General features: G+C 32.9%; 27 protein-coding genes. 22 read left to right on the top strand and 5 right to left on the bottom strand.

The genetic code is table 11. The annotated features are described in order from the left end of the window. The first annotated feature begins 41 nt into the window (after positions 1-41). From ACFS5J_RS00540 to ACFS5J_RS00525, 4 genes are all read left to right on the top strand, one after another. A complete protein-coding gene (locus tag ACFS5J_RS00540) occupies positions 42-1151 on the top strand; it encodes a BT_3928 family protein (RefSeq protein WP_379809947.1) in 1110 nt (369 codons plus the stop codon). 26 nt (positions 1152-1177) lie between these two features. Beyond that, complete coding sequence (locus ACFS5J_RS00535; protein ID WP_379809946.1) at positions 1178-1672, top strand: TlpA family protein disulfide reductase; 495 nt, start codon at positions 1178-1180, stop codon at positions 1670-1672. Next, positions 1672-2421 carry a triose-phosphate isomerase gene (tpiA, locus tag ACFS5J_RS00530; protein ID WP_379809944.1) on the top strand — a complete coding sequence of 250 codons (750 nt, stop codon included), beginning with the start codon at positions 1672-1674 and terminating at the stop codon, positions 2419-2421. Before ACFS5J_RS00535 ends, tpiA begins: the two co-directional genes overlap by 1 nt. A gap of 79 nt (positions 2422-2500) precedes the next feature. Further along, entirely contained in the window at positions 2501-2890 is a 390-nt protein-coding gene (locus ACFS5J_RS00525; RefSeq protein WP_379809943.1) for a DUF1801 domain-containing protein, read from the top strand. 38 nt (positions 2891-2928) lie between these two features. Here the strand turns inward: ACFS5J_RS00525 and rho are convergent, their stop codons facing one another. After that, positions 2929-4602, bottom strand: a complete 1674-nt coding sequence (gene rho / locus ACFS5J_RS00520) for a transcription termination factor Rho (RefSeq protein WP_379809942.1) — start codon at positions 4600-4602, stop codon at positions 2929-2931. 200 nt (positions 4603-4802) lie between these two features. Here rho and ACFS5J_RS00515 point away from each other — a divergent pair, with 200 nt between their 5' ends. Continuing rightward, positions 4803-5213: a DUF4293 domain-containing protein gene (locus ACFS5J_RS00515; RefSeq protein ID WP_379809941.1), complete on the top strand. Its 411-nt coding sequence runs from the start codon at positions 4803-4805 to the stop codon at positions 5211-5213. Positions 5214-5273: 60 nt separating this feature from the next. On the opposite strand, the gene ACFS5J_RS00510 is transcribed toward ACFS5J_RS00515, so the two are convergent. Then, positions 5274-5768: a metallophosphoesterase family protein gene (locus tag ACFS5J_RS00510; RefSeq protein ID WP_379809940.1), complete on the bottom strand. Its 495-nt coding sequence runs from the start codon at positions 5766-5768 to the stop codon at positions 5274-5276. A 100-nt stretch (positions 5769-5868) separates the two neighbouring features. Between ACFS5J_RS00510 and truA the strand changes: the two genes are divergently transcribed. The 4 genes from truA to ACFS5J_RS00490 all read left to right on the top strand — a co-directional run bounded on the left by truA (position 5869) and on the right by ACFS5J_RS00490 (position 10652). Further along, positions 5869-6603 (top strand): tRNA pseudouridine(38-40) synthase TruA, encoded by a 735-nt coding sequence (truA, locus tag ACFS5J_RS00505; protein ID WP_379809939.1) that lies wholly within the window; start codon positions 5869-5871, stop codon positions 6601-6603. Between the two features lie 21 nt (positions 6604-6624). Next, a complete protein-coding gene (locus tag ACFS5J_RS00500) occupies positions 6625-8376 on the top strand; it encodes an ABC transporter ATP-binding protein (protein WP_379809938.1) in 1752 nt (583 codons plus the stop codon). Between the two features lie 163 nt (positions 8377-8539). Next, the gene (gene lpdA / locus ACFS5J_RS00495) at positions 8540-9928 is read left to right on the top strand and encodes a dihydrolipoyl dehydrogenase (protein WP_379809937.1); all 1389 of its coding nucleotides are present in this window, start codon (positions 8540-8542) and stop codon (positions 9926-9928) included. A gap of 67 nt (positions 9929-9995) precedes the next feature. Continuing rightward, positions 9996-10652, top strand: coding sequence for a hypothetical protein (locus ACFS5J_RS00490; protein WP_379809936.1), 657 nt, complete (start codon positions 9996-9998; stop codon positions 10650-10652). Between the two features lie 58 nt (positions 10653-10710). Here the strand turns inward: ACFS5J_RS00490 and ACFS5J_RS00485 are convergent, their stop codons facing one another. After that, complete coding sequence (locus ACFS5J_RS00485; RefSeq protein WP_379809935.1) at positions 10711-11562, bottom strand: DUF2911 domain-containing protein; 852 nt, start codon at positions 11560-11562, stop codon at positions 10711-10713. A 126-nt stretch (positions 11563-11688) separates the two neighbouring features. Here ACFS5J_RS00485 and ACFS5J_RS00480 point away from each other — a divergent pair, with 126 nt between their 5' ends. Both ACFS5J_RS00480 and ACFS5J_RS00475 read left to right on the top strand, forming a co-directional pair. Beyond that, positions 11689-12159 (top strand): SRPBCC family protein, encoded by a 471-nt coding sequence (locus ACFS5J_RS00480; protein WP_379809933.1) that lies wholly within the window; start codon positions 11689-11691, stop codon positions 12157-12159. A 2-nt stretch (positions 12160-12161) separates the two neighbouring features. Then, the gene (locus ACFS5J_RS00475) at positions 12162-13448 is read left to right on the top strand and encodes a cryptochrome/photolyase family protein (RefSeq protein WP_379809932.1); all 1287 of its coding nucleotides are present in this window, start codon (positions 12162-12164) and stop codon (positions 13446-13448) included. On the opposite strand, the gene ACFS5J_RS00470 is transcribed toward ACFS5J_RS00475, so the two are convergent. After that, positions 13445-14101 carry an HAD family hydrolase gene (locus tag ACFS5J_RS00470; RefSeq protein WP_379809930.1) on the bottom strand — a complete coding sequence of 219 codons (657 nt, stop codon included), beginning with the start codon at positions 14099-14101 and terminating at the stop codon, positions 13445-13447. The two genes, ACFS5J_RS00475 and ACFS5J_RS00470, sit on opposite strands and share 4 nt — an antisense overlap. Positions 14102-14199: 98 nt before the next feature. On the opposite strand from ACFS5J_RS00470, the gene ACFS5J_RS00465 reads away from it, so the two are divergent. Genes ACFS5J_RS00465 through ACFS5J_RS00455 form a run of 3 tightly spaced genes read left to right on the top strand, consistent with a single transcriptional unit; the run spans position 14200 to position 15631 of the window. Further along, the gene (locus tag ACFS5J_RS00465) at positions 14200-14742 is read left to right on the top strand and encodes an RNA polymerase sigma factor (protein WP_379809929.1); all 543 of its coding nucleotides are present in this window, start codon (positions 14200-14202) and stop codon (positions 14740-14742) included. 24 nt (positions 14743-14766) lie between these two features. Then, positions 14767-15177 carry a hypothetical protein gene (locus tag ACFS5J_RS00460; protein WP_379809928.1) on the top strand — a complete coding sequence of 137 codons (411 nt, stop codon included), beginning with the start codon at positions 14767-14769 and terminating at the stop codon, positions 15175-15177. 4 nt (positions 15178-15181) lie between these two features. Further along, on the top strand, positions 15182-15631 hold the full coding sequence (locus ACFS5J_RS00455; protein ID WP_379809927.1) for a sensor of ECF-type sigma factor: 450 nt from the start codon (positions 15182-15184) through the stop codon (positions 15629-15631). 26 nt (positions 15632-15657) lie between these two features. Here the strand turns inward: ACFS5J_RS00455 and ACFS5J_RS00450 are convergent, their stop codons facing one another. Beyond that, positions 15658-17193 (bottom strand): YifB family Mg chelatase-like AAA ATPase, encoded by a 1536-nt coding sequence (locus ACFS5J_RS00450; RefSeq protein WP_379809926.1) that lies wholly within the window; start codon positions 17191-17193, stop codon positions 15658-15660. A 138-nt stretch (positions 17194-17331) separates the two neighbouring features. Between ACFS5J_RS00450 and ACFS5J_RS00445 the strand changes: the two genes are divergently transcribed. From ACFS5J_RS00445 to ACFS5J_RS00410, 8 genes are all read left to right on the top strand, one after another. Continuing rightward, positions 17332-19824 carry a LamG-like jellyroll fold domain-containing protein gene (locus ACFS5J_RS00445; RefSeq protein ID WP_379809925.1) on the top strand — a complete coding sequence of 831 codons (2493 nt, stop codon included), beginning with the start codon at positions 17332-17334 and terminating at the stop codon, positions 19822-19824. A gap of 277 nt (positions 19825-20101) precedes the next feature. Beyond that, entirely contained in the window at positions 20102-21559 is a 1458-nt protein-coding gene (locus ACFS5J_RS00440; RefSeq protein WP_379809923.1) for a sodium:solute symporter family protein, read from the top strand. Next, positions 21549-21983, top strand: coding sequence for a GNAT family N-acetyltransferase (locus ACFS5J_RS00435; RefSeq protein WP_379809922.1), 435 nt, complete (start codon positions 21549-21551; stop codon positions 21981-21983). Before ACFS5J_RS00440 ends, ACFS5J_RS00435 begins: the two co-directional genes overlap by 11 nt. 6 nt (positions 21984-21989) lie before the next feature. Further along, positions 21990-23120: an amidohydrolase gene (locus ACFS5J_RS00430; RefSeq protein WP_379809921.1), complete on the top strand. Its 1131-nt coding sequence runs from the start codon at positions 21990-21992 to the stop codon at positions 23118-23120. After that, positions 23113-24261: an alanine racemase gene (gene alr, locus ACFS5J_RS00425; protein ID WP_379809920.1), complete on the top strand. Its 1149-nt coding sequence runs from the start codon at positions 23113-23115 to the stop codon at positions 24259-24261. Before ACFS5J_RS00430 ends, alr begins: the two co-directional genes overlap by 8 nt. Before the next feature lie 2 nt (positions 24262-24263). After that, positions 24264-25337 (top strand): alanine/ornithine racemase family PLP-dependent enzyme, encoded by a 1074-nt coding sequence (locus tag ACFS5J_RS00420; protein ID WP_379809919.1) that lies wholly within the window; start codon positions 24264-24266, stop codon positions 25335-25337. Positions 25338-25423: 86 nt separating this feature from the next. Beyond that, a complete protein-coding gene (locus ACFS5J_RS00415) occupies positions 25424-25903 on the top strand; it encodes a hypothetical protein (RefSeq protein WP_379809918.1) in 480 nt (159 codons plus the stop codon). Then, on the top strand, positions 25893-26093 hold the full coding sequence (locus tag ACFS5J_RS00410; protein WP_379809917.1) for a helix-turn-helix transcriptional regulator: 201 nt from the start codon (positions 25893-25895) through the stop codon (positions 26091-26093). The genes ACFS5J_RS00415 and ACFS5J_RS00410 overlap by 11 nt, the downstream gene beginning before the upstream one ends. Positions 26094-26096 lie beyond the last annotated feature (3 nt).

Genomic DNA, 26096 nt, shown 5'->3' with positions numbered 1-26096 from the left:
AAAATTCCCAAAACAAAGGTTTATTTTTAAAGAAAAATTTTATGAAAAATATAATTACACAAATTTCAAGAATACTTGTTGGAGTATTATTTATCATTTCAGGATTAATAAAACTTAACGACCCTATTGGGTTCTCTTACAAACTAGAAGAGTATTTCAATGCCAATGTTTTAAATATGGAATTTTTAATTCCGTTTGCGCTCTTGATTGCTTGTTTTGTGGTGATTTTTGAAGTTGTATTAGGCGTAATGCTTTTATTAGGTTTTAAACCAAAATTCACCGTTTGGAGCTTACTCGCCATGATTGTGTTTTTTACCTTCCTTACCTTCTACTCTGCTTATTTCAATAAAGTAACAGATTGTGGTTGTTTTGGAGATGCTCTTAAACTTACGCCATGGGAATCCTTTACAAAAGATGTAATCTTATTATTTTTCATTCTTATTCTATTTGTAAACCAAAAATTAATAAACCCATTATTAAGCAAACCTGCAATGAATTTGACGGTTTTTGCAGCATATTCACTGTGTTTGTTTATGGCTTTTTATGTATACCAGCACTTACCGTTAAAAGATTTTAGAGCGTACAAAGTAGGGACTAACATTCAAAAAGGTATGGAAATTCCAGAAGGAGCTGAAAAAAGCGAATACGAAATGATATTTATTTATAAAGTAAATGGTGTTGATACAGAGATAAGCTATGCCGATGTAATGGCCAACAAAGTACCGGCAGGAGCGGAATTTGTAGACCGTAAGGACAAGCTAATTAAACAAGGTTACGTTCCGCCTATCCATGATTTTACGATTGAAAAAGATGGAAATGATTATACCGAAAGTGTATTAGAAGAACCTAAAGTGGTACTATTTGTTGCTTACGATTTGAATAAATCCAAAGAAAAAGGAATGAAATTGTTAGAAGAGTTTAACCAAAAAGCTGCAGCAAAAGGATATACTGTAATTGGATTAACTTCTTCCAATCCAGAATTAATTGCTTTAACAAAACACCGTTACAACCAAAATTTTGACTACTATTTTTGTGATGCTACAACATTAAAAACAATTGAGCGTGCCAATCCTAGTATCGTAATCTTAGAAAAAGGAAATATTGTTCAGAAAGCACACTTTAACGATATTGACAAAGTAGAATTAAAATAACGTTTAATTTTAATTGAATTATTAAAATGAAAAAAATCATCATATTATTAACAGTCGCTATAATTAGCATTTCATGCACCCAAGCTCAAACAAAGTTTAAAAAGGAAGCATTGGAAAATGTAATGAAAACTACCACTAATACCACTATTTCATTTGAGGAAATACTAAAAAAATATAAAGGAAAAACCATTGTAATCGACGTATGGGCTTCTTGGTGTTCTGATTGTATCAAAGGAATGCCAAAAGTAAAAGCATTACAAAAGCAATACCCTGATGCAACTTATCTATTTATTTCAATGGATAAAACTTTTGAAGCATGGCAAAAAGGTATCGAAAAATATGATTTACAAGGTGAGCATTATTTAACTTCTGATGGAATGAAAGGAATTTTTGGAAAATCAATCGAATTGGATTGGATCCCAAGATATATGGTAGTGGATAAAAAAGGAAGAATAGACCTTTTTAAGGTAATTGAAGCGGATGACGAAAAACTAATACATACACTTAACAAACAAAAATAATGAGAAAGTATATTGTTGCAGGAAATTGGAAAATGCATAAAAACAACACTGAAACTACAGCGTTGTTAGACGAAATAATTGCTAAAAAACAAAATACTACAACTGAAATTATTGTAGCTCCTACATTTGTAAATTTAAAAACAGCTGTTGATACGGTTAAAGGACAAAATATTACGGTTGCGGCTCAGAATATGCACCAAGCGGAAGGTGGTGCTTTCACAGGTGAAATAGCAGCAAATATGCTTACAGATATTGGTGTAAACACAGTAATTTTAGGACACAGTGAGCGTCGTGCTTATTTTCATGAAACTGATGGTTTATTAGCAAATAAAGTTGATACCGCATTAAAACACAACATGAGCGTTATCTTCTGCTTTGGTGAAGAGTTGAAAGACCGCGAAAAAAACAATCATTTTAATATTGTGGAATACCAATTGCGTGATGCTTTATTTCATTTGAATAAAAACGATTGGAACAATATCGTATTAGCATATGAGCCAGTTTGGGCAATCGGGACAGGTGAAACCGCTACTCCAGAACAAGCACAAGAAATTCATCAATTCGTAAGAGAGCTTATTGCGAAAGTATACGGAAACACAGTTGCCGATAGCGTTTCCATTTTATATGGAGGAAGTGTAAAACCAGACAATGCTAAAGAAATTTTTTCTAAACCAGATGTAGATGGTGGTCTTATCGGTGGTGCTGCATTAAAAGCAGATGATTTCTTAGCCATTGTAAATAGTTTTTAATTGATAACACAAATAATTATAATATTTAAACTCCGAAACTTTTCGGAGTTTTTTATTTTTGATAACAAAATTTCATTTTATGAATCCTGATATTAAAAAATATAATGATACCCAAACTATAGAAGACCAAGCCATTTGCAATCTATTAGTCAATGCCATTGATACGAATTTAAAAAATGCTGAAAATAAAATTTGGCACAGACACCCTGTTTGGTTTATTGAAGGTAATCCTATTGTGGGCTATAGTAAACTTAAAAATTGCGTTCGGTTACTGTTTTGGAGTGGTCAATCGTTTGACGAGCCTACCCTGAAAATTGAAGGAAGTTTTAAAGCGGCAGAAATTCGATATACTGATTCGTCTCAAATTGACATGGAAGATTTAAAACGTTGGTTGCAAAAAGCACAAGCCATTCAATGGGATTATAAAAATATTGTAAAACGAAAAGGGCAACTGGAACGTTTAAAATAATAAAGGTCCCAATTTAAAATTGAGACCTTTTGAATATTTTATTGATTCATCGAAATCAAAAACTCTTCATTATTGGCCGTTTTCTTGAATCGATCGTGTATGAAATCCATTGCTTCAATTGGGTTCATATCGGCTAAATACTTACGCATAATCCACATACGTTGAACGGTATTCTCATCCAACAATAAATCATCACGACGCGTACTTGAAGAAACCAAGTCGATAGCTGGGAAAATACGCTTGTTTGCAATTCTTCTGTCCAACTGCAATTCCATATTACCAGTACCTTTAAACTCTTCAAAGATAACTTCGTCCATTTTTGATCCTGTTTCTGTAAGTGCTGTGGCAATAATACTTAATGATCCTCCATTTTCTACATTACGTGCCGCTCCGAAGAAACGTTTTGGCTTTTGTAGTGCATTTGCATCTACACCCCCACTCAATACTTTACCTGAAGCAGGTTGTACCGTATTGTAAGCACGTGCTAAACGCGTAATAGAATCCAAAAGTACAACTACATCATGCCCACATTCGACCAAACGTTTTGCTTTTTCCAAAACAATATTGGCAATTTTAACATGCTCCTGTGGTTCACGGTCAAAAGTAGAAGCAATTACTTCTCCTCTAACACTACGTTGCATATCGGTAACCTCCTCTGGACGCTCATCAATTAATAGTACTATTAAATACACTTCTGGGTGATTAGCAGCAATTGCATTGGCAACATCTTTCAACAACATGGTTTTACCCGTCTTTGGCTGTGCTACAATCATACCACGTTGTCCTTTTCCAATAGGAGAAAACAAGTCAATAATACGCGTTGAAACTGTACTACCTCTTTCGGCTAAGCGGAATTTTTCTTTTGGGAAAACTGGTGTTAAATGTTCAAATGAAATACGATCACGAACTACTTGCGGATCATGGCCGTTAATTTTTAACACTTTTACAAGTGGAAAATACTTTTCTCCTTCTTTTGGAGGACGTACTACTCCTTTAACTGTATCTCCCGTTTTTAATCCAAATAAACGAATTTGAGATTGTGATAGGTAAATATCATCAGGAGATGCTAAATAATTATAATCTGAAGAACGCAAAAAACCGTAACCATCAGGCATCATTTCTAATACACCTTCACTTTCAATGATACCATCAAACTCATAATCGGCTTCTCTGAAATTTGATTTTTGATTTTGTTGCTTATTTTGATTTGGCTTTTTATAATCAGGGTGATTTGGATTATTCTGATTGGCCTTGTGATTGTGATTTTTCGTTTGAGGATTTGCTTTTGGAGTCTCTGCAACCTCTTCTGGTTTTGAAGTAGCTGTTTCTGCTACAGGTTTTGCTTCTGCGTTAGAAGCTTCTTTAGGAGTTGGCTTTACAGCTTTTCTAACTTCTTGCTTAGCCACCTCGTCAGTCTCTACAACTTCTCTTTCCTTTTTTTCTATTTCCTTCTCTAAAGGTAAAGCTTGTTGACTTTCTGTTTTCTTTTCCGGTCGTTTTGAAGTCGTCATTCGAGCACGTTTAGGCTTTTCACCAACTTGCGCCTCTGTTGCTTCGGCTTTTATCGTATCTGGATTGGCTGCTTGTACGTCTAAAATTTGATAAATAAGTTCGTCCTTTTTTAACGTCCTGTACTTTTTAACTTTAGCGACTTTAGCAATCTCTTGCAAGTCGGAGAGCTTCATCTCCTTTAATACTTCAATATCAAACATGGATATGGGATAAATAAATTAATTTAGAAAAAATAGTGCTTTGGTTGTTTAAAAAAAATAATAGTTTTTTTTCGGGGCTGTTATAATCGTAGAATGAAGTACTTACGATTGTACTATGCAATATTACGAATAAAAATAAATAAAACAATAGTTTTTTAAAAAAAGAAACTATATTTTTGCTGAGTTAACAAGTGATAACAATGATTCAACGCATACAAACTTTATACTTAACAATCAGTTTTATTGCATCAGCAATAGTACCTTTTATAGTTCCAGTTTGGATAGAAAATGAAACTACTGCTGTGTATTTTACCGATGCATTGCCTAGTATGATTTTATTTGGATTAAGTTCACTGTTGGCTTTAATTAGTATATTTAGTTTTAAAAAGAGACAAACTCAATTTGTATTAAACAGATTGAACATCATATCAAACTTTATTTTACTAGGATTTTTTGTGTATCGAACACTAAACTTATCCGGAGGAACGGAAGTTTCTGAGAAGGGTATTGGGATTGTTCTTCCAGCCATTTCTATCGTTTTACTTGTTTTGGCAAACAAAGCAATTAAAAAGGACGAAGATCTCGTAAAATCTGTGGATCGATTGCGATAAACCTAACATCTTAGTTTATTAGTGCGTTAAAAATCCGAAACTTTAATTAGTTTCGGATTTTTATTTTCTACCCAGTTCAATCACTTCCAACTGTTGAATTTTTTCGCCATCGATTTCAAAACGCAACATGGTACGAACTTGATGAAACCCATGTTTACCACAAGCTCCAGGATTCATGTGCAACAAATTCAATTTCTTATCAAACTGCACTTTTAAAATATGGGAATGCCCACAAATGAATAATTTTGGTGGATTGCTTTGAATTTCATCACGTATAGCAACATTATACTTATCAGGATAACCACCGATATGCGTTATCCAAACATCAACTCCCTCACACATGAACCTATTGTTCAACGGAAATTCCACACGCGCTTTTGCGTCATCTATATTTCCAAAAACAGCTCGCAAGGGCTTTTCTTTTTGAATCGCATCAGTCACACTTAAGTCTCCAATATCACCAGCGTGCCATACTTCATCAGCTTGCCGAACGTATTTCATTATTTGTTCATCAATAAAACTATGGGTATCGGAAAGTAGTAGGATTTTTTTCATGGTACAAAAATAGATTTTTAATATTTTATTAGGAACAGATACTAGCAAAATGCCTAATCAATTTTGTAACTTTGCTACGCTAAAAATTTGACAGTACGATTTGAGATATTTTATTGAATTTGCCTACAACGGAAAAAACTATTTTGGTTTTCAGGTACAACCTGATGCCATTTCTGTACAAGAAACACTAGATAAAGCATTATCATTATTATTTAAAGCGCAAATTGAAATTGTAGGTGCTGGTAGAACCGACAGTGGTGTCCATGCCAAACAAATGTACGCTCATTTTGATTTTGACGGCGAAATTGACACTTCGATATGGGTAAAAAAGCTCAATTCCTATTTACCAAAAGACATTGTTATTTACAACATCTTTACAGTAGCCGATGACGCTCATGCCCGATTTGACGCTAGCAGTAGAACGTACGAATATTACATCCATACTTTCAAAGATGCTTTTATAAATGACAATAGCTGGTACTTTCACAAAGCTTTAGATATTGAAAAAATGAATGAAGCTTGTAAAGTACTTTTTGAATACCATGATTTTGAATGTTTTTCAAAAGTTCATACCGATGTCAAAACCTTCAATTGTAAAATAACCGAAGCAAAATGGGAACAAAATGGGAATCAATTAAAATTCACCATTGCTGCAGACCGTTTTCTTCGCAATATGGTAAGAGCAATTGTAGGCACCATGGTTAACGTTGGGCTTGGTAAAGTATCCATTGACGATTTTAGAAAAATTATCGAAAGTAAAAACCGTAGCGCAGCTGGATTTTCTGTTCCTGCTCAAGGTTTATATTTGGTTAAAGTAGAATATCCCTATATTTAATAAATTTTTGAAACGAATAAAATGAAAGCAATAAGCTCCAAATCATTAAAAAAAGTAATGCATTACACCAAACCGTATCAAAGTCGGTTCAATTGGGTAATTGTTTGGGCTATATTATTATCATTATTTGCCGCTTCACGCCCCTATTTATTAAAACACACGGTTGATGATTACATGACCAATCATGATCAACAAGGCTTATTACTTTATATCGTAATAATGGGCGTTGTGTTACTTTTGGAAGTATTAGCACAGTTTTTCTTTACGTATTGGGCTAACTGGTTAGGTCAAGATATTATCAAAGATATTCGCGACAAACTGTTCCGCCATATCACTTCATTTAAGATGAAATATTTCGACAATGAACCTGTGGGAAAATTGGTCACACGTAGCGTATCGGATATTGAATCAATAGCCAGTATATTCAGTCAAGGACTTTTCATGATCGTAAGTGACATGCTTAAAATGCTAGTTATTTTGGGTATTATGCTGTACATGAACTGGAAACTTACACTTATTGTACTTCTTGCAATGCCCATTTTAATTTATGCTACGAATATTTTCCAAAAGAAAATGAAAGTTGCTTTTAATGAAGTACGTAATCAAATTTCTAACTTGAATACTTTTGTTCAAGAACGTATCACGGGCATGAAAATAGTACAACTTTTTAACCGTGAAGAAATTGAAGCAGAAAAGTTTAGCGTAATCAATCAAAAACACAATAAAGCTTGGCTGAAGAATATTCTGTACAACTCCATCTTCTTCCCTATTGCTGATTTTGTATCCTCTTTGACACTTGGTGCTATTGTTTGGTATGGAGGTGCTAATATTTTAGAAGGAGATGCCACCACTTCGTTTGGTGACTTGTTTGCCTATACAATGTTAATCAACATGCTTTTTAACCCGTTGCGCCAAATTGCTGATAAATTCAATGTGATGCAAATGGGTATAATTGCCGCAGAACGCGTGTTTGAAATATTGGAAACAGACAGTCAAATTCAAAACAAAGGAGATATAATTGCACAGAAATTTAACGGTAAAATCACCCTAGATAATGTACGTTTTAGTTACATACCTGATGAAGAAGTTTTAAAAGGAATCAACCTTTCCATTAAACCTGGAGAAACAATTGCTATTGTTGGTAGTACAGGAGCTGGAAAATCAACCATTATAAACCTTTTGAACCGTTTTTACGAAATTGACTCAGGCATGATTGCAATAGATGATATTGACATCAAAGACTATACTTTAGAAAGCTTACGCCAACAAATTGCAGTGGTATTACAAGATGTATTCTTATTTGCTGATACTATCCTTAACAACATCACTTTATACAACGAAGAAGTGACTGAAGAAATGGTAATTGCCGCTGCTCAGAAAATTGGTGTTCACGATTTCATTATGAGTTTACCAAATGGATACCATTACAATGTAAAAGAACGTGGGGTGATGCTTTCATCAGGACAGCGTCAATTGATTGCATTTTTACGTGCTTATGTAAGTAATCCAAGTATATTGATTTTAGACGAAGCTACTTCATCAATTGACACATATTCTGAAGAAATGATTCAAAATGCGACTGAAGTACTAACAAAAGGAAGAACTTCAATTGTAATTGCACACCGTTTGGCAACCATTATTAACGCAGACAAAATTATCGTTATGGATAAAGGTCAAATTGTTGAAAGTGGGAATCACAACCAACTTTTACAGATAGAAAATGGCTTTTATAAAAATTTATACGAGGTACAATTTTCTGTAGCAACAGAGTAAAATATTAGGTAATAACAAATTATCATTTTGATATGAATTTGCATTATCAAATAGAAAATTTTCAAAATAAATCCTTAAATTCGCAAACGATTTAGAATTTTGAATTTAAAGACTCTTTTTTTCAAATATTCTTCATTTAACAAAACATAAAAATACTTTACAAATGAAATACGATATCATAGTTTTAGGAAGTGGTCCTGGTGGTTACGTAACTGCAATTAGAGCATCACAATTAGGCTTTAAAGTAGCCGTTATTGAAAAAGAGAATTTAGGTGGTATATGCTTAAATTGGGGATGTATCCCAACAAAAGCTTTATTAAAATCTGCTCAAGTTTTTGATTACCTAAAACATGCTTCTGACTACGGTTTGACTGTTAAAGAATTTGATAAAGATTTCAACGCGGTTGTAAAACGTTCAAGAGATGTTGCAGAAGGAATGAGCAAAGGTGTTCAGTTCTTAATGAAGAAAAATAAAATTGACGTTATCGACGGTTTTGGAAAAGTAAAACCAGGTAAAAAAGTTGATGTAACAGCTGCAGATGGTACTGTTACGGAATATACTGCAGATCATATTATTATTGCTACCGGTGCACGTTCACGTGAGTTACCAAACTTACCACAAGATGGTAAAAAGGTAATTGGTTACCGTCAAGCGATGACATTGCAAGAGCAACCAAAATCTATGATTGTTGTAGGTTCTGGAGCTATTGGAGTTGAGTTTGCACATTTTTACAATGCAATGGGTACTGATGTAACTATTGTTGAGTTTATGCCAAACGTAGTTCCTGTTGAAGATGAGGATATCTCTAAACAATTTGAGCGTTCTTTAAAGAAAGCTGGAATCAAAGTTATGACCAACTCTTCAGTAGAAAGAATTGACACTACAGGTGCTGGTGTAAAAGCATTTGTTAAAACAGCTAAAGGAGAAGAAGTTTTAGAAGCGGATATTTTACTTTCTGCAGTAGGTATTAAAACCAATATTGAAAATATCGGTTTAGAAGAAACAGGAATTGCTACCGATAGAGATAAAATCTTAGTTAACGATTTCTACCAAACTAACGTTCCAGGATACTATGCTATTGGAGATGTTACTCCAGGACAAGCATTAGCACATGTTGCTTCTGCTGAAGGAATTTTATGTGTGGAAAAAATTGCTGGTTTACATGTTGAAGCTTTAGATTACGGAAACATTCCAGGTTGTACTTATGCAACTCCAGAAATTGCTTCTGTAGGTTTAACAGAAAAAGCAGCTAAAGAAAAAGGATACGAAATTAAAGTTGGTAAATTCCCATTCTCAGCTTCTGGAAAAGCAAAAGCTGCAGGTACTCCTGATGGTTTTGTAAAAGTAATTTTTGATGCAAAATATGGCGAATGGTTAGGTTGCCACATGATTGGTGCTGGTGTTACCGATATGATTGCTGAAGCAGTTGTAGCTCGTAAATTAGAAACTACAGGTCATGAAATCTTAAAAGCAGTACACCCTCACCCAACAATGAGTGAAGCGGTTATGGAAGCTGTTGCTGATGCTTACGGTGAAGTTATTCACTTATAAGATTTTTCCCTTAATACTTACAAAAAATCCGTTTAGAATTATCTGAACGGATTTTTTTACTTAAAATATGAAACACCTCTTTCTATTACTAGCGTTTATAATAGTAAATAAATGCTTTAGTCAAAAAATCACAAAGGATTCTATAGAAATAACTTATAAGGAATGTCACTTTCAAAATATTTCAAGCAAAAGAAATAGAATAGTAGATGGTGTTACACTCCAATTAGGTTCTATTAAAATTAAAATCAAAAACAAAGAAGGTAAAGAAATCCAATTTAGCGCTTTTTCATTAGTTGACGTTACCAATAAATTTCGATACCGATTAGATAATGTGGGAGAAACACCTAATTATTACTTTTTTTCAACATCAGAAAAAGACGAGTTTAATCCACTATTTAGCGGAGATAAATCCACATTAAAATTTAGAAAAACTAAAATTTACTCTAAAAATGGTTATGAAATTGTATATCAAATTAATATACCTGAATATGACCCAACAGTTAAGGATTATTTTTATGATTATAATTTAAAGGGGATTACCAATCTTGAATTTCAAACGGACTATGGTAGTAAAAAATATCCCAAAAAAACAATTACATACATTGGAAGTCTTAAAAATAAATACATTGCTTGTAGCTTAGAATTTAAAATAGCTCAACTTTACTTGCACTCTGAATATGATTTATATTATAAGGATGAAAAAATAGCCTCTTTGAAATTTTAATAAAAAATCCCAATCTTTCGATTGGGATCTTTTATTTGGAAAATTAAATAACACAAGCTTATTTTGACCATTCAGCAATGCTATCTTTATTCATTTTTTCATAATCCGCATTACCAGCCTTTTTTGCTCCTTCCAATGATAATTTAGCCGTTGCAACAGCTCCTTTTTTATCACCCGATTTTGCCTGAATTAAAGACTTTAAACGTAAATACCAAAAAGGCACATCTTTACCTGATGGTGTCATTTCAATTGCTTTATTAACCCAAGTAAGTGCTTTATTCATATCATTGTCTGTTTGGTAGTAATATTGAGCAGCAGAAAAATATTCACTAGCTGAAGGACCTGCAAATGCTTTTTCGATACTCTCCATTGCCATCTCTTTAGTAGGTACTGAAAACGGTACAGAAACCATTGTTCTTTCCCAAGCAATATCTAAAGTTGCCATATCATTTGACAAATTATTTATTGCAATAGTAAATGTTTCTAAAGATTTGTTTATTGTTTCTGGTTTTACCACAGCTTTTAAAGCTACTTTTGCATCATCCCATGATTGTGGTAACCCCCAGTTATTTGTATCGGTGTAAAAAATTACTTCCCAGCTATCTGCTTTTGGAGTTGTATATAAAGCATACTGACCTTTCTTTAGCGTGTTCCCTTGTATCGTTACATCTTCACTAAAAGAAATTAAAGTGTTTGCATTTGCACCAGTTCTCCAGTGTTTACCATAAGGAACCAACTCACCATAAACTGTTCTACCCTTAGAGCTAGGGCGAGAATACTCTAACTTTACATCTGTTAAACCAACAACCTGCTCCACTTTTGCTGTAGGACTTGCCTGAGGCGTTTTAATTTGTCCTTGCATTGCAATAGATCCTAATGCAAAAATTGCCGTAATAAATAATTTTTTCATTTTCATTTTTTTGTGTTAATATATGTTTACGAAATTACTAAAATTGCCTCAAACTTTTGTTAATCAATTCCTAAAATCATCATTTTTTTGTTTAATAATTTTGTATTTTTGTTAAACAAAAAAATTATGAAAGTATATACCAAATATTCGACTCAAAAATTACCCATATCACTTGAAAAGGCATGGGACTTTTTATCTGACCCTAAAAACCTTAAGACAATTACTCCTGATTATATGGGATTTGAAATAATTTCCGGAGCCAACAAAAAAATGCATCCCGGGCAAATCATTCAATACAAAGTTACCCCAGTGCTAAACATTCCTTGTACATGGATAACAGAAATCACTCATGTAATCGAAAATCAATTTTTTGTTGACGAACAACGATTTGGCCCCTATGCTTTTTGGCATCATAAACATTTTTTAAAAGAGATTCCCGGTGGTATAGAAATGGAAGACCAAATAGATTATAAATTACCTTTAGGAATTTTAGGTCAATTGGTACACCCTATTTTAGTTAAACCCAAATTGGATGAAATTTTTAATTACAGAAGCAATAAACTAATAGAATTGTTTGGTCATTATACTACACATTAATTATGAATATATTTTGGTTTAGAAGAGATTTAAGACTACAAGATAATGCAGGGTTATTTCATGCACTTAATAACGATGAAGAAGTACTCCCTATTTTTATTTTTGATGAAAATATACTTTCACAATTACCCGAAAATGATGCTAGGGTTACTTTTATATACACCCAATTGGAAACCATTAATAACGAACTAATCCAAAAAGGTAAATCTCTAGCTGTATTTTATGGCACTCCAAAAGCTATTTTCGAAAAACTAATCGTTGATAATACTATCAAAACGGTGTTTACCAATCATGATTACGAACCCTATGCTAGAAAAAGAGACAAAGAAGTATATGAACTATTAAACAATAACTCCATTGAATTTAAGACTTGTAAAGACCTAGTTATCTTCGAAAAAAATGAAGTTGTTAAAGATGATGGTACACCCTATGTCGTTTATACGCCGTATTCCAAAAAATGGAAAGAAAAACTATCTACAACAATTGTTACACATTATCCATCTGAAACCAAAATAAACAAGATTGCTAACCACAACTATCCATTTTTGAGCTTAGAAGATATAGGTTTTACAAAAAGTCTGATTTCAGTTCCTCATTTTGATATTTCGAATAAACTAATTGAACAGTATCAAGAAACACGAAACTTTCCTGCCCTTGATGGAACTTCTCGATTGGGGATTTATCTTCGATTTGGAGTTGTTTCTACTCGAGAAATGGTCAAAAAAGCGCAACAATTTGACAATAAAACCTTTCTCAACGAACTGATTTGGAGAGAGTTTTTTATTCAAATTTTATGGCACTATCCACACACAATTAACTCTTCTTTTAAACCTAAATATGATGCCATAAAATGGTCGAACAACGAAGCCCATTTTCAAAAATGGTGTGAGGGCAATACGGGTTATCCATTTGTAGATGCAGGAATGCGAGAATTAAATACCACAGGACACATGCATAACAGAGTGAGAATGGTAGTTGCGAGTTTCCTTTGTAAACACTTACAAATCGATTGGAGGTGGGGCGAAGCCTATTTTGCAACAAAATTACTTGATTACGAACAAGCAAGCAATGTAGGTAATTGGCAATGGGCCGCTGGATCTGGAGTTGATGCAGCACCCTATTTCAGAATTTTTAATCCAATCGAACAACTTAAAAAATTTGACAAAGACTTGGAATACACAAAAAAGTGGATTCCAGAATTGGAAACATCAAAGTATCCAAAACCTATAGTTGAACATAAAGACGCAAGAGAAAAATGTCTTGAAATGTATAAAGAGGCTTTAAATTAAAAGCCTCTTTTAAATGCTTCAATGTCAATCTCATTAAAATGATTAACAATCTTATTTGCTTTACTCAAATCTTGTAATTTTGAGTTTGTACTTCTATAACCTACACAAAATATTTCAGCAGCATTAGCCGCCTCTACTCCATTTGTACTGTCCTCAATTACGATACAATTTGCTTTTGGATGTTGCGACAAACTAGCTGCATGTAAAAAAATCGCAGGATGTGGTTTTGATTTTGGAAAATCTTCACCACTCACAGTATGCGAAAAATATTGGTGCAAATTGAAACGATTGAATACTCTTTGAATCGTTCCTTTTGAAGCTGAAGATGCTAAAATTAACTCCATACCGTGTGCATGCAAGCTTTTAATTAAATCTTCAACTCCTTCAATTAAATATAAATCCTCTTTTGTATCGAAAGCATCGTTAAATAAAAAGCGTTTGCGCAAAATTAAATCTTCAACTTCATGTGATAAGTTAAAAGTATCTTTTACTTTCTGAAAAACATTTCGTGTTGAATTTCCTGTAAACGAAGCATACAATTCATCTGAAACTTCAATATTCAACTCTTCAAAGTGTTTGTAATATGCGTATTTATGTACGGGTTCTGTATCTACAATAACCCCATCCATATCAAAAATTACAGTTTTAAGCATGGTATTTTTTGTTATTTGTGCAAAAGTAATACTAAAATTTTAAACCCAAAGAATTAAACCTTTTTCATTATATTTAGTCCTAAGATAAAAGCTAAAAATTGCAAGACGAAAAGACATTTATTGCTACTTTATTGAACCCTAAAACGCAACAAGAAGCCTTTAGGGAGTTATTGCAATTGTATCAAAAACCTTTATACAATCACATCCGATCTATAGTTTTGAATCATGATGATACCGATGATGTTTTGCAAAATACTTTTTTAAAAATTTTTCAAAATATTGGTAATTTTAAGGGAGACAGTAAACTTTTTTCATGGATGTACCGAATAGCAACTAATGAAGCATTAACCTTTTTACAGCAAAAAGCCAAAAAGCAAGGAATTTCTAATGTTGAGCTTCAAGATAAAGCTTTAAAAAATCTAGAAAGCGATGTCTATTTTGAGGGAAATGACATTCAATTGAAATTACAAAAAGCCATTGCAACATTACCGGAAAAACAACAATTGGTTTTTAAAATGAAATATTTTGAAGAACTTAAGTATGAAGAAATTGCAGAAATTGTTACAACTTCTGTGGGCGCTTTAAAAGCAAGTTACCATATTGCTGTTAAAAAAATAGAAGATTATTTAAAAAGCAATTAAACCATTATAGTAAAAACATGTCATATGAATATGAAACCTTTTGATTTACATAATAAACCAAAAATAGAAACAGGATTCAAAGTTCCCGATAATTATTTTGAAAACTTTGAAGCCAAAATGCTTACTCAAATATCAGCCAAAGAAACTAAAGTAGTATCTATTTTTCATAGAAAACAGCTTTGGATATCGAGTATTGCTGCTGTTTTGCTAGTAATAATTGCATTACCTGTTTATTTTAATTTGGCTAAAAAATCAAGTCTTGATGAAAATGCCCTTGAGTATTATTTAACTAACGAATACTCTACTTATGAACTCGTAGATAAGCTTTCAGATGAAGACATTTCAAACCTAGAAAGTGCTATAACTATTAACGACGAGGTAGTTGAAGAATACCTCATCAATACACCTAATTTAGATTATTACATAAATGAATAAAATTATGAAAACAAAATTCATTATTCTCCTTTTGTTATTCCTTTCTACACTTTCTTTTTCTCAAACATTCAAAGAAAAAAGAGATAAGATTAAAGCACTTAAAGTAGCTTATATAACCGAAAAACTGGATTTAACTTCGGAAGAAGCACAAAAATTTTGGCCAGTTTACAACACCTATGATGACAAACAGTTTGAGATACGTCATCAAAAAGGAAAAAGCATTATGAAAAAAATTGAAGCAACAGGTTATGACACTTTAACCGAAGAAGAAGCTAAAAAATTAATTGTACAAATAGAAGCAAATGAAGAAGAAATGTATGAAGTGAAGAAGAAATTCATACAAGATCTTCAAAAAGTTTTACCTGCTAAAAAAATCATTCTACTAAAAAAATCTGAAGATGAATTCAATCGAAAATTATTAAAACAATTTAGAGAAAATCATCCAAAAAAATAAAAAAGCGACCTCCTTTGGTCGCTTTTTTATTTTAACCAGCCTTCCCTATCCAAACTTCTGTACTGAATTGCTTCTGCTACATGATGAGAGGCGATGTTTACGGATGGCTCCAAATCTGCAATTGTTCTGGAAACTTTTAAAATTCTATCGTAAGCACGAGCGGATAAATTCAAACGATCCATTGCGGTTTTAAGTAACCCTAATGAAACCTCATCCAGCTGACAATATTCGCGAATCAATTTACTACTCAATTGTGCATTATAATGGATATTTGAAAAACTCTCAAAACGTTTTGATTGAATCTCTCTCGCTTTGGTAACCCGATTTCTGATTTCTTTACTACTTTCTCCTTTTCGAGATTCTGATAACTTCTCAAAAGGGACAGGTGTTACTTCAATATGAATATCAATCCTGTCTAATAAAGGTCCCGAAATTTTACTCAAATAACGTTGCATTTCTAGCGGTGAACTTGACACTGCTGCATTAGGATCATTAAAATACCCACCCGGACTGGGATTCATACTTGCAACCAACATAAATGACGACGGATAGGTAATCGTAAATTTAGCTCTTGAAATGGTTACTTCCCTATCTTCCAAAGGTTGGCGCATTACTTCCAAAACCTCTCTTTTAAATTCGGGCAATTCATCTAAAAATAAAACACCATTATGCGCTAGCGAAATTTCACCCGGTTGCGGATAACTCCCTCCTCCAACTAGCGAAACAGAACTTGCAGTATGATGAGGACTTCGAAAAGGTCTTTTCGTTAGTAAACCTGACTCCTTTATCTTGCCTGCAACAGAATGGATTTTAGTAGTTTCTAAGGCTTCATGCATCGACATAGGAGGTAAAATACTTGGTAAACGTTTGGCCAACATTGTTTTTCCAGAACCTGGGGGACCAATTAATATAATATTATGTCCACCTGCTGCGGCAATTTCCATACAACGTTTAATGGATTCTTGTCCTTTTACATCACTAAAATCAAATTCTGGAAAATCTAATGTTTGGTTGAATTCTTGTTGACAATCAATAACTGTTGGTTCAAGACTTTCTTTTCCATCAAAAAAGTCGATTACTTGTAAAATGTTCTCAGCACCATAAACTTCAATTCCATCGACAACTGCAGCTTCTTTAACATTCTGAACAGGTAATACAACTCCTTTAAACCCTTCTTCTTTTGCCATTATTGCCATTGACAATGCGCCCTTTATAGGTTGCAAACCACCATCTAAAGACAATTCCCCCATAATAACATAATCAGCGACTTTCATCGACTTTACTTGACCTGAAGCCGCTAAAATACCAATTGCTATTGTTGCATCATAAGCAGCTCCTTCTTTGCGCAAATCTGCAGGAGCCATATTGATGGTTATTTTTTTTCCGGGAAGATTATAATTATTGTTCTTAAGTGCAGCAGCAATACGATAGCTACTTTCTTTTATAGCAGAATCAGGTAGACCTACTAAGTGATAACCGATACCTTTATCAATATTTACTTCAACGGCTATAGTAGTAGCCGTAACGCCAAAAACGGCGCTTCCAAAAACTTTTACTAACATGGCTTTTACTAATTTACAGGCTTATAATAGACTAATTTAAGATTTTTTCATTATACTTTCAAAAAAATATCCTAAAAAGTGCTGTTTATCTAAAAAAAAGTATATTTACCATCTAATTTCATAATTTGTTATTTACTCATGAAAAAACATTACTATTTTACATTATTATTTATTTTAACAAGCTTTGGTATTTCCTTTGCACAATCCAATTTGTACCTTCATTTTGACGGTGTAGATGACCACGTTCGTTTGGACAATGCTTCTGCACTTTTAAATGGTTCAAATACCATTAGTATGACAGGTTGGTTTTACCCAGATAATCTTAATTATGGTGGAGGTCTAATGGGACTAAGAGGTGAAGGAACGGGTACTGGAGGAATGTATGTTTTAATGCTTGGCAATGGAAAACTTGAATGTAGAGTTTTAACTGGAACAGGTACTCATCAAATTCAAACTGCTCAAAATGCAATTACCCCAAATCAATGGAATCATATCGCATGGGTTTGGAATCAAACAACTCTTACTTTATATATTAACGGAACTCAAATTGGGACCTCAACTGCTAGTGGCACTTTTCAAGCTACAAACCGTCCTTTTGGTATCGGTAAATCATTGATACCTGGGTATAACTTTATATACACTGGAAGAGCAGATGAAGTTACTTTATGGAATAAAGCATTGTCTGCTGCAGAAGTTAGTGCTATGATTACAAATGAATTAACTGGCAATGAATCCAATTTATTATTATATTACAAGTTTGACCAGGGAATACCTAATGCTGATAATTCCTCTATCACACAACTTCATTCTGAAACAGGAACTAGTTATGATGGTGATTTAATGAACTTTAGTCTAAATGGTAACACTTCAAATTTTGGTGGAACATTGGAAGCCGATTTTCAATCTATTAGTTTCCCGAGTATTGCTACTAAAATTACTTCGGATGCTCCTTTTGCTTTAAATGCGGTTTCAAGTTCTGGTTTACCTATTACCTATACTGTAATGTCTGGACCAGCAACAGTAAATGGAAATATAGTAACTTTAAACGGTACTGAAGGTGAAGTAATAATTAAAGCAAGTCAAGCTGGTAATACTCAATACAATGCTGCTTCTAATGTTTTTAATAGTTTTAACGTAGTTGACCCAATGACAAACCTTCCACAAATTGAATTAACTAATCCAACACCTGGAAGTTTAAAAATGCCTACTTTATCAGCTACACAACTTGCAGCGGTTTCAAGTATTCCATATGATGATACTTTTTCAGTGCAAAGTTTAGCATTTCAAGTAGACGGTCAAACTATTCCTGCAGTTCACCATGGAAATGGTTTTTATACTGCTTGGTGGACTCCTAGTTCATTTGGTTCACATACTATTGATGTTATAAGTACAAATAATTTTAATTATTCGTCAACTGTATCCAATACTGTTAATGTTTCCAATTTTGCATTAACACAAAATGTAACTGCTGCTAGCCAAGTTTGGGTTTACAGTCAAGTATATTCTCAAGAAGTAGAAGTGACACTTCCGAGCTTTGTTGGTGCTTACAGCCAAATTAATGGAACTTTAAATATTGATTGTCCTTCAGGAGGTTGTGACCCTTGGGATAGAGTTTCCCATGTTGAAGTACAAGGCCATGATGGAAATTGGTATGAAATTATCCGCTATTTAACTCCTTATGGTGTTGCTTGTAGTCATAATATCAATTTAACCGACTTTATGTCCTTATTACAAGGGAAAGTTAAATTTAGATTTACTCTTGGAACTAGCGGCAATGGCTTTCTCTATACATTAAACCTTCAATATGTTATGGGAGCTCCAACCTATAAATACTCGACTGTAGAACCTCTTTGGAATAATACTTATTCTTTTGGAAACATGGCAAATTTACAACCATGTGAAATTTTAAATGTTAATTTTGATAGTTCTGTTCAGGCAGCCAAAATTAAAATGGTTTCTACAGGTCATGGCTGGGGTGATAACAACTCAGGTAATGCTGCTGAATTTCATCACGATTATCACCATATTTGGGTAAACGGTGCTCAAACTTTTACTCAAGATAACTGGAACATCTGTAACCCTAACCCTGATAACTGTAGCCCACAAAATGGGACATGGTATTACAACAGAGCGGGATGGTGCCCAGGATCAATTGCACAATTTTTCGATTTTAATTTAACTCCATTTATTGGAAATAATGTTGAATTAAAATACATTTTAGATCAAAACTATGTTGATTATTGTCACCCAAGTAACCCTGACTGTGTAAGTGGCGTAACTTGTCCAAACTGTAATGATGGCTTTAATCCACATTTGATTGTTGACTCTTATTTGATTAAGTATTCAAATAGTACTAACTTTTTATCTTCAGAAACTTTTGAAACTACACCAAAAAACTTTGTAGCCTATCCAAATCCTTCTACTGGTAAATTTACTATTGAAAATTATACTGAAGGGACTAATAATGAAATTGCTATCTACAACACTAATGGTGCTTTAATTTATGAGAAAAATGACAAAAATTTAGACGATAAATTTGAAGTAGATTTAAGTGATAAAGCAAAAGGTGTTTACATCATTAAATTCAAAAACAACGAATCGGAAGGGGTTCAAAAAATAATTATTGAATAAATTTTTTGAACATAATAATAAAAAAAGAGGTTGAAAGTTTTCAACCTCTTTTTTTATTATTGGTAAATCATTAAAACACAATAACTAATATTCAGATTAGGGATTCCAAGTTAAAATTTGTAAGTTTGTATTTCATGATTCATTTACCTCTATTATGAGATAAATATCTATTAAGTTATCGTACATAACTTTCTTTTTAATCATTCGATTTGCAGTATACTGCATCTTGCCTCTGGAAAAATTCCAAATCGGGCAGCCTAATTTGAAATACAAAATAATGCACACAGTAGATTATTTAATCTTTGTTGTTTACATGTTAGCTATGCTAGCTGTAGGATTTTACTTTTATAAAAAAAATAAATCTTCTGAAGATTTTTACGTTAGTGGACGTAACATGAACAGTTGGCATATTGGTTTATCAGTAGTCGCTACAGATGTTGGTGGAGGTTTTTCAATTGGTTTAGGTGGCCTTGGATTTACAATGGGAATTTCAGGTTCTTGGATGCTTTTTACGGGTTTAATTGGTGCATGGTTAAGTGCCGTTTTACTCATTCCAAAAATTAGCACATTAGGACACAAACATAAATTCTTCACTTTCCCTCAGATTTTTAATCACTTTTATAATGCAAAAGTAGCTTTATTAGCAGGTGTAATTTCTGCAATTGGCTATCTCGGTTTTACCAGTTCTCAAGTTTTAGCTGGAGCTAAACTAGCCTCAGCAACAATTGAAGGATTAAATTTACAATGGGCTTTAATTATTATGGGAGCAATTGCCGTAATTTATACCTCTATAGGTGGTTTAAAAGCGGTTATTTATACCGATACCATTCAATGGATTATTTTGATTGCAGGATTAGTTTTTATTGGTATTCCAATAGCTTATAATGCCGTAGGAGGTTATGACGTTATAAAGTCTACTTTAGCACCTGAATACTTATCGTTACAAAATGTTACTTGGTACCAAATTTTAAATTGGTCTGTTACTATAATTCCCATTTGGTTTATTGGAATGACATTGTACCAAAGAATATATGCTTGCAAAAGTGAAAAAGAAGCCAAAAAAGCTTGGTTTATTGCTGGTTTATTTGAATGGCCAATAATGGCCTTTATGGGAGTTATTTTGGGAATGCTCGCCAAAGTTGCTGCTGTACAAGGTTTATTTGATGGTATAACGGACACTTCTACTATGGATAGTGAAATGGGGCTACCTATATTATTAAGTACCATCTTACCTGTAGGACTTATGGGATTGATGCTTTCCTCCTATTTTTCTGCAATTTTATCAACGGCAGATAGTTGTTTAATGGCTGCTTCAGGAAATATAGTAACGGATATCATTTCAAAATTTTCCAAAAGAGAATATTCAGAGAAAAAAATGCTTCAAATTTCTCAAATTGTAACACTTTCAATTGGATTATTTGCAATTGTATTGGCTTCACAAATGCAAAATGTTTTGGAGCTCATGCTCTATTCTTATGCCTTTATGGTATCAGGACTATTTGTACCAGTAATAGGAGCTTTATACTGGAGAAAAAGCAATCCTAAAGCTGCATTTTGGAGTATGCTATTAGGAGGTTCAACAACAATTATTTTAATTATAACCAACAATAAGTTACCCTTTGATATGGCTCTACCCAAACATCTTGATGCCAATATTTTTGGGATTTCAATATCTTTAGTAACATTTATACTATTATCCAATTATTACTCTAAAAGAATCAATCATGGAATTTAAAATTATTACTCCTGAAACTGGAGCACACAAAATTTATAACCCTCAAACGATAGCCGAATTTCTTTTCAAACACTTAGAACAATATGGTGATAAAACAGAAGATATTCTTAAATGTATTGCTTACGCGATGAACCCTTCAAAAGGTGGCAATATTATTGTTGGCATTGACAATAATGAAATTGTTGGCATTGTAATTTTAAACAATACTGGAATGGGTGGATTTATCCCAGAAAACATATTGGTATACATTGCTGTAGATAACAGTAAACGAGGTAAAGGATATGGCAAAAGATTAATGCAAAAGGCTATTGAAACAGCTAATGGTGACATAGCACTACATGTAGAACCGGATAATCCAGCAAAAAATTTATATGAAAAACTAGGCTTTACCAATAAGTATCTAGAAATGCGTTTAACGAAATAATCTATTTTGGAAGAACTTAAAAAGTTAAGATATAAACTACATCAAATTCCTGAAATATCGGGAAATGAAAAAAGAACATCTGAAGAAATTCTGGCGTTCTTGAATCAATACCCGCCTTCAGAAGTTATTTCTTCAATAGGGGGAAATGGAATTTTAGCACTTTTCAAAGGAGAAGAAAAAGGAAAATCTGTACTTTTCAGATGTGAATTAGATGCTTTACCCATTGAAGAAATAAATACTTTTCAACATAAGTCTATACACAAAGGGGTTTCACACAAATGTGGACACGATGGCCACATGAGTATATTATGTGGATTAGCTCGTAAATTATTCCAAAACCCTATAAAAAAAGGTACTGTAGGTTTACTTTTTCAACCTGCTGAAGAAAATGGAAACGGTGCCGCAGCAGTAATTTCGGATTCAAAATTCGAATTCTTCAAACCAGACTACGCCTTTGCACTACACAATCTTCCTGGATTTCCTTTACATCAAATTATTATAAAAGAAAATGCGTTTACTTGTGCTGTAAACAGTATAATTATAAAATTAAAAGGAAAAACAGCCCATGCCGCGGAACCCGAAAACGGAATCAATCCTGCGCTAGCCATCAGTGAAATTATTAACCATTTCAATTCTAAAATTCAACCCGATATCACACTACAAGACTATTGTGTAATAACGCCAATTTATATAGCCATGGGAGAAAAAGCTTATGGCGTTTCTGCAGGCTACGGCGAGGTTCATTTTACTTTGAGAAGTGATAGTAATCTATTTATGAAACAAATGGAAAAGGATCTAAAGGCAACGGCTACCCAAATTGCCATACAACATAATTTACAATCTGATATTGAGTGGACTGAAAAATTTCAAGCAAATGAAAATGATAGTAAAGCTGTAGATATCGTTAGAATTGCCGCAAAAGCAAGTAATCTTAACCTATTTGAAAAAGATACTCCTTTTACTTTTGGAGAGGATTTTGGATTGATAACACAACACTTTAAAGGCGCAATGTTTGGAATAGGAGCCGGTGAAGAAAGCCCTTCCTTACATAATCCAGACTATGATTTTCCTGATGAAATAACAGATACCGGAATTCAATTATTCTATCAAATAACAAAAGAAATTATAGATGCATAAAAATTCAATTATAGAAATTGATCATAAAGCACACAAAAACAATATTGCATTTCTAAAAAAACTTTTTGGAAAAAAAATCATCCTATCGTCGGTGGTTAAAGGCAATGCCTACGGACATGGATTGAAAGAGTTCGTTATCATGGCATTTGAAAATGCTATAACACACTTTTTTGTTTTTGATGTTGAAGAAGCTAAAATAATTTTTGAAGCATTAGGAAATAAAGTAACCATTGTTATTATGGGGTTTGTTGCCGATGATGATTTAGCATGGGCAATTACCAATAAAATTGAATTTTTCGTTTTTGAGCGATATCGATTAGTGAAAGCAACAAAGATTGCAAAACAATTGAATCAAAAAGGCATCATACATATTGAAATTGAGACAGGAATGAACCGTACCGGTTTTAAAATCAATGAAATTCCAAAAATAGCACAATATCTCATTAAAGAACGACAAAATTTACATTTCAAAGGTTTATGCACTCATTATGCAGGTGCAGAAAGTATTGCTAACTATCTGAGAATCAAAAATCAAATCACAGCTTTTAAAAAAGCAGAATTACTTTTTGATACTTTTAATTTAAAACCTGACATCAGGCACTCCGCTTGTTCTGCTGCAGCTATTATGTTTCCAGAAACTCGTATGGATTTAGTTCGAATCGGTATCTTACAATATGGATTATGGCCAAGTACAGAAGTCTTGGTAAGCTACTTAAATACAAAAAAGAAAAAGATAGACCCTTTGCAACGCGTTATTACTTGGAAAAGTGAAGTCATGAGTATTCAAAAAGTGAAATCAGGTGAATTTATAGGTTATGGAACATCATTTATGGCTAAAAACAACATGAAAATTGCAACAATTCCATTAGGATATTCACATGGATATAGTCGTTCATTAAGTAACCATGGACGTGTTTTAATTAATGGACAACGTTGTGTTGTAGTTGGAACAGTAAATATGAATATGATTACCGTTGATGTTTCTGAAATTGATCTGGTAAAAAAAGGAGATGAAGTTGTTTTAATAGGAAACCAAAACGATCTCTCTATTTCAGTTGCTTCTTTTAGTGATTTTAGTAATCAATTGAATTATGAATTATTAACCCGAATATCTAAAACAATACCTCGAAAGATAAAATAACTATGGCTTTTATAAAACTATACCGAAATAAATTAAACGACAACTACACCTTTTTGAATGCAATATTCAAAGAGCGAAATATTGAATGGGGCGTTGTTACCAAGCTACTTTGCGGAAACACTATTTACCTTAAGGAATTGATTAATTTAGGTGTTACCGAAATGCATGACTCTAGAATTAGTAATTTAGAAAAAATTAAAGCGCTTGACTCTAGCATTCAAACTTGTTATATTAAACCACCTTCAAAACGAAACATCAAACATATTATCAAGTATGCCGATGTAAGTTTCAATACCGAAATTTATACCATTCAAATGCTTTCTGAAGAAGCTAGAAAAAATAATAAAACCCATGGCATCATCATTATGATAGAAATGGGTGATTTAAGAGAAGGGGTACTAGGTGAGGAATTGTTAAGTTTCTACGAACAAGTTTTCAGTTTACCCAATATTGAAATTAAAGGAATCGGCACCAATTTAAACTGCCTTAGCGGTGTGATGCCCACACAAGACAAATTAATCCAGTTAAGCTTATACAAACAACTCATTGAAGCCAAATTCAATGTAAAAATCCCATGGGTATCTGGAGGTACATCAGTTGCTGTACCCTTAATGTTGAAAAATGCGAGACCTATGGCTGTCAATCATTTTCGAATTGGTGAAGCATTGTTTTTTGGAAAAGATTTATTTACTGGTGAAACTATTGAAGGGCTGCACAACGATGTTTTTAAATTGTATGCTGAAATAATTGAGATAACAGAAAAACCCGATAGTCCAATAGGTGAATTGGGCGAAAATGTTGCAGGGCATACTTATGAAGTGAATGCCGATACCGACTTAAGTGCTTCCTCATTGCGTGCTATACTCGATATTGGTTTATTAGACATGCAACCTCAATATTTAGAAACGGATAATCCCAACATTTCTATTGTAGATGCCAGTTCTGATATGATGGTGGTGGACATTTCAAATTCTGAGAAAGAATACAAAGTGGGTGATCTTATCTCCTTTAAACTTCAATACATGGGTGCTCTTTACCTTTTAAACTCAGATTATATTGAAAAAATTGTAGAATAAATAAAAGTATACTTTACTTTTTGTAAATTTTATTTGTCTATATGTAAAACAAACTTTACATTTGAATAAATCAAAATTATTCAAATATGAAAACACATTTTCTTTTTCCGAATTTTTTTAAAACAATAGGATGGATTATATTAATTCCAAGTTGCATTTTATCTTTATATGTTTTAAGAACAGATTCAGTAATTAAAATTTTAAATTTTAATGTTTTAGCTATTTACTATGATGAAATACTTGGAATAAAATCAGGTTTTTTTGAAATTATCGAAAATAATCTTACAGATGAACTCATAGTTTTTGGCCTAATTGTTGGGGCATTATTAGTCGGTTTTTCGAAAATGAAAAATGAAGATGAAATGATCACAAAAATACGATATGAAAGTTTGGTATGGTCTACCTATTTCAGCTATGGCCTTTTGTTAGGGTTTAATCTGTTTTTTTATGGACCTACATTTTATAGTATTATTATATACAACACATTCACTTTTATGCTATTTTTCATAATCCGCTTTCATTTTATGATTTACAAACTGAATAAAGCCAGCAACGATGAAGAATAATTTGAAAGTCTTGCGTGCTATTAAGAATATATCGCAAGAAGAACTAGCCCATCAAATAGACGTAAGCCGACAAACCATAAGCGCTATGGAAAAAGGGAAATATGTTCCTTCTACGTTACTTGCTCTCAAATTAGCTCGTTATTTTAATAAACCAGTTGAAGAAATTTTTGAACTTGAAGATGATGAATAAAAA

It is taken from the genome of Flavobacterium chuncheonense (assembly GCF_042686145.1).
Taxonomy (GTDB): domain Bacteria; phylum Bacteroidota; class Bacteroidia; order Flavobacteriales; family Flavobacteriaceae; genus Flavobacterium; species Flavobacterium chuncheonense.
This window is presented reverse-complemented; position numbering and strand designations above follow the sequence as displayed.